Consider the following 4,500-nt stretch of genomic DNA (forward strand, 5'->3'; position numbering starts at 1 on the left):
GCGATGGCGGCGTTCGGATTCAGCATCAACCTGGCGACGCTGTTCGCCATCGTGCTGGCGATTGGCATCGTCGTTGACGATGCGATTGTCATCGTCGAGGGCGTCTCACGCTATGTCGAAGAGGGGATTCCCGGCCGCGAAGCTGCCGGCAGGGCAATGGACGATCTCATCGGCCCTGTCATCGGCATCACGCTGGTGCTCATGTCGGTATTCATTCCGGCCGCCTTCTTGCCGGGATTGACCGGCCAGCTCTACCGGCAATTCGCACTGGTTATCGCCGCCACCGCGTTCATCAGCGCGATCAACGCCGTGACGTTGAAGCCCACGCAATGCGCGCTGTGGCTGCGAGCGCCGGTCCCGCCAGAACGGCGCAACCTGTTCTATCGCGGCTTCAACGCCGCGTTTGGCGCCACCGAGCGGGGTTATGTTCGCCTCGTCGGCGCGATGACGCGCCGCAGCGCCCTCATGGTCGTCCTTGCCCTTGTCCTGGTCGTTGTTGCGGTCTGGGGACTGGCGCGCGTGCCGACCGCCTTCCTGCCGAACGAGGACCAAGGCTATCTGATTGTCAGCGCGCAACTGCCGGACGGCGCCTCAAAGGCGCGCACCGACGCGGTCATGCAGCAGATCTCGGCGATCGCCCGGAAAACGCCAGGCGTGGAGAGTGTGATCACTGTCAGCGGCATTTCAGTGCTCGACAACTTTGCAACGCTCGCCAACGCGGGAGTGGCCTTCGTGGTCCTCAAGGACTGGGACGTGCGTCTCAAACAGAAAGGACAGGATCTGCGTTCGATAACGCTGGGTCTCAATCGCTCCCTCCACGCGGTGACGCAGGCCGTGGTGTTCGCGCTTCCGCCGCCGCCGATCCAGGGCATCGGCAACGTCGGCGGCTTCACAATGCAGGTCGAAATCAGGAACGGCGATTTCGACTATGTCTTGTTGCAGAACCTGGCGGATGCGGTCGTCAGAGCCGGCAATGCGCAATCGGCCTTGCAGAGGCTCAACACGACTTTCCGCGCGAGCGCACCCCAGCTCAGCGTAACTGTCGACCGCACCAAGGCCGAGACGCTCGGCATCACGGTCGGCAATCTCTTTTCAGCTCTTTCGACCTACGTGGGATCGAACTACGCGGCCCAGTTCAACAAGTTTGGACACGTCTTCCAGCTTTACACGCAGGCGCTGCCTGCGTATCGGGCGAGCGCCGGCGACATCCGCAACCTCAAGGTCAGGGCCGGCAATGGAACCATGACGCCGATCGGAACGGTCGTCGACATCAAGGAGGTGCAAGGTCCCTCGCTGATCAGCCTCTATAATCTTTATCCGTCGGCGACGGTCGTCGGCAATCCCGCGCCCGGCTTCAGTTCGGGAGAGGCGCTCGACATCATGGACCAGATTGGCCAGCACGAACTGCCGTCCGGAACGGGATACGAATGGACGGCAATGTCCTACCAGGAGAAGGCGGTCGGCTCGCAAATGTATTTTGTTTTCGGCCTGGCGATCCTGCTGGTCTATTTCGTGCTGGCGGGCCAGTACGAGAGCTGGATCCTGCCGTTTGCCGTTATCCTCGGTGTGCCGCTCGCGCTTCTCGGGACAGTCGGCGCGCTGACGGCCCTTGGCGCCGCCAACAATCTCTATACGCAGATAGGGCTGATCCTTTTGATTGCGCTCGGCAGCAAGAATGCGATTTTGGTCGTGGAATATGCGCGACAGAGGCGAGCCGAGGGGATGGAAATCGTCGCGGCGGCGGTTGAGGGAGCCCGGCTCAGGTTCCGGCCCATCCTGATGACCTCATTCGCCTTTATTCTGGGTGTCTTGCCGCTTGTTTTTGCGACCGGCGCGGGCGCGGGGGCGCGGCGCTCGATCGGCATTCCGGTCTTCAGCGGCATGATCGCCTCAACGTGCCTCGTCGTCGTTTTCGTTCCCTCTTTCTATGTCGTGATGCAGCGCCTCGACGAGCGACGCAGACGCCGCAGCATGCGAAACGATACGCCGGTGGCTTGACGAGCGCGATCGTGCTTGGGCTGGCACTTCTCAATTAACTCAAAGCATCGCTCACTCGTTACACATTGAACCGGCGCACTGCCAGGAATCGTCCAGGCCTGCGCGGGCAATCTTACAGGTAAACGAACGCTTGCCTTTGTCGAGTACGCATCCTGGCCGTTCGGCTTAGCCAAATGATGCTTTCGCCCAAGCTCCCTTAAGTTCGGCGTCGAAGCGCACATTTCTCAACTGTCAACGGAGCCGCAGCTCTTGTGACTTCGCAAACAGGAGAAATATCATGATTAAGAAATCAGCACTCGGCGTGTTGCTCCTCCTCTCGGTGATTGGGGTCGCTTCGCCTGCTTTCGCTCAGACGACACATTTTGGTTCGCGTGGCGCGCACGGTTACGTCGTCGATCCCCCTGCGGGACAGCGATCCGACACGTTTCCTTCCGCCACGGGAGGTGGAAGCGCCGGCTATAACTGGTCCGTCGAACACGATTATTGATTGACGGCTCAGCCGAATTCAGGAGTTGGCCATCTCTTCCCGAGATGCGCCACTCCTGTTCGCTTTCATATCGGGCTATTGTCCATCCATTATTTCGCGCTCCGCAAAAGACCATTCTAGATTCGTTCCCTGCAAGATTCCCAAAAGCGTTCGCATCTCATGGGGCACGAGAGCATCACGCTCTTGTGTATTCGCAGGGAGAAGCCCTATGACCAGCAAGTCAAAAATTGTCGTCGCTGCCGCGGCCCTAACAGCCAGTATTGTATCGCCAGCGTTTGCTCAGTCACCTGACCACACAGGCAGCCAGATGCCTTACTATTACGATAGCACTGGCAGGCAAACCTGGGGCGCGTGGGGTCCGCAGGACGCCACTGCGAGCCGCCGGTCAACGGCACGAAGCCACGGCCTGTACGGATACGTCGCGCCGCGGCGCAGCCAGCGACCGCAGTAGTTACGCCGGCCAAAGCGACAAACTCAACGAGACGGGGCTCCGGCCTGCCGGAGCCCCGTCGTTGATTCGGCTTATTTTAAGTGAGCAGAGCCCCGGAACCATTCTTCGCTAAGACGTTATGTCGCGTACGCTGATTTTGCTCCAAAGGTGTGAAAAGAGGACGGGCCGGGCCCGTCCCCCTTTTCTTCGTACTGCCTTCCGACACCTACTCACGGCGCTGGTGGATCGGCCAGTGATTGACAAGAACCTGCTGGCCGCGCGGAGCCGTCCAGCCATAACCGCCGGATCCGAAACCGCCTTCCGAGTTATTGACCGCAGTGCCGGTTTCCAGGAATTCGGCTGACGCCGGAGACGCAATGCCGACCGTCGCGGCAACGGCGATGGCGGCGAGTATGGTTTTGTTGATCATAGCTTTTCTCCTGATCGACGCGGCGGACAGAGCCCGATGCTCTTGCCGCCAGTGATCCAAAGTTAAGCGTGATCCTCTTGAGCTTAATCGGCGCGAGGGCGAACGGAGCGTTTGCGAAGGGCAAATGATCGGCGACAAGCGTTTTTTAGTCTGTTTGTGGAATCGTTCATGACGGCGCCAAATAGACGCGATCGAAAGAGATGCCACTGTTCGGTAATCAGCTCGACTGTCGCGCTTCATGGAGCGCGATCATGGCGTCGCCCATGCGAGTCATTCGCTCGCCGAGGCCGTTCGTGCCGATGCTCTGCGCGGTCACGCGCGCTCCTTCCACCAACAAGTAAAGCTCGTCGGCGAGCATTTCCGGATCCGTAAGTCCGGCGCGCTTGCACAACTGGGCAAGATAACTTCGCTGCGCAAGCTTGAATTCTTCCACGACGCGGCGTGCCGGATGAGCTTTATCCGGCAACTCGATCGCCGCATTGGCGAGGGCGCATCCGCGATGATTTCTATCGGCAAGAATGCCGGCCACTTCAGCGAGCCAAGCGTGAATTTGAGCACGTGGATCGCCAGGATGGGCCTGCTCGTAACGGTGCCAGCGCTGCAGGGCCTCACGTGCGAATTCACGGAGGCATTCGGCCACCAACTCGTCCTTGGAGGCAAAATGCCGGTAGAGCGTCATCTTGTTCGTGTCGGCCGCTTCGGCGACCGCGTCGACGCCGATAGCCCTGATACCGTGACGGTAGAACAGCTCCGCAGCCGCCGCCAACAGCCGCGCGCGGGGCGGAATTCCATCGCCTTTTCCGCTGTTTAGCGTGCCTACCGCGGATTTCATCGCGTGTCCTCTTGACGGAGGTGTTACCGGTCAGTATCTAACCACCCGTTATCTAGTGTTACCGGTCAGTAACACAAGCCTCGTCGCCTGTCATGTTCGTCATGTGATGCGGTTCGGCGCCCGGGAAGAAAGCCGCGATGGCACGACCATCGGTCAACGAAGCGGCTGTCCAATACAAAATGCACACACAATCCGCGGGCTGCGGGAACTGTAGGAGTGATCTGATGGATCGCATGACAAGCATCGGCACCTTCGTGAAAATCACTGAGGCTGGCGGCTTCGCAGCGGCCGCACGGAAGCTTGGCGTTTCGCCCAGTACCGTC

The 4,500-nt window shown here is 60.0% G+C and carries 4 protein-coding genes; 3 read left to right on the forward strand and 1 reads right to left on the reverse strand.

The window, feature by feature from the left end:
- Both VHD36_10130 and VHD36_10135 read left to right on the forward strand, forming a co-directional pair.
- Positions 1-1,998 (forward strand): efflux RND transporter permease subunit (locus VHD36_10130; GenBank protein HVU87668.1); only part of this gene is annotated, 1,998 nt, incomplete at its 5' end.
- Between the two features lie 277 nt (positions 1,999-2,275).
- On the forward strand, positions 2,276-2,485 hold the full coding sequence (locus VHD36_10135; GenBank protein HVU87669.1) for a hypothetical protein: 210 nt from the start codon (positions 2,276-2,278) through the stop codon (positions 2,483-2,485).
- Positions 2,486-3,141: 656 nt separating this feature from the next.
- On the opposite strand, the gene VHD36_10140 is transcribed toward VHD36_10135, so the two are convergent.
- Positions 3,142-3,345, reverse strand: a complete 204-nt coding sequence (locus VHD36_10140; GenBank protein ID HVU87670.1) for a hypothetical protein — start codon at positions 3,343-3,345, stop codon at positions 3,142-3,144.
- Positions 3,346-3,583: 238 nt separating this feature from the next.
- Between VHD36_10140 and VHD36_10145 the strand changes: the two genes are divergently transcribed.
- Positions 3,584-4,156 carry a hypothetical protein gene (locus VHD36_10145; GenBank protein ID HVU87671.1) on the forward strand — a complete coding sequence of 191 codons (573 nt, stop codon included), beginning with the start codon at positions 3,584-3,586 and terminating at the stop codon, positions 4,154-4,156.
- The last annotated feature ends 344 nt before the right edge of the window (positions 4,157-4,500 follow it).

The organism is Pirellulales bacterium (genome assembly GCA_035546535.1).
Classification (GTDB): domain Bacteria; phylum Planctomycetota; class Planctomycetia; order Pirellulales; family JACPPG01; genus JACPPG01.

Excerpts from the sequence above, each read along its gene's own strand:
- VHD36_10135 (HVU87669.1), top strand. The coding sequence starts at position 2,276 with ATGATTAAGAAATCAGCACTCGGCGTGTTGCTCCTCCTCTCGGTGATT.
- VHD36_10140 (HVU87670.1), bottom strand. The coding sequence starts at position 3,345 with ATGATCAACAAAACCATACTCGCCGCCATCGCCGTTGCCGCGACGGTC.
- VHD36_10145 (HVU87671.1), top strand. The coding sequence starts at position 3,584 with ATGGAGCGCGATCATGGCGTCGCCCATGCGAGTCATTCGCTCGCCGAG.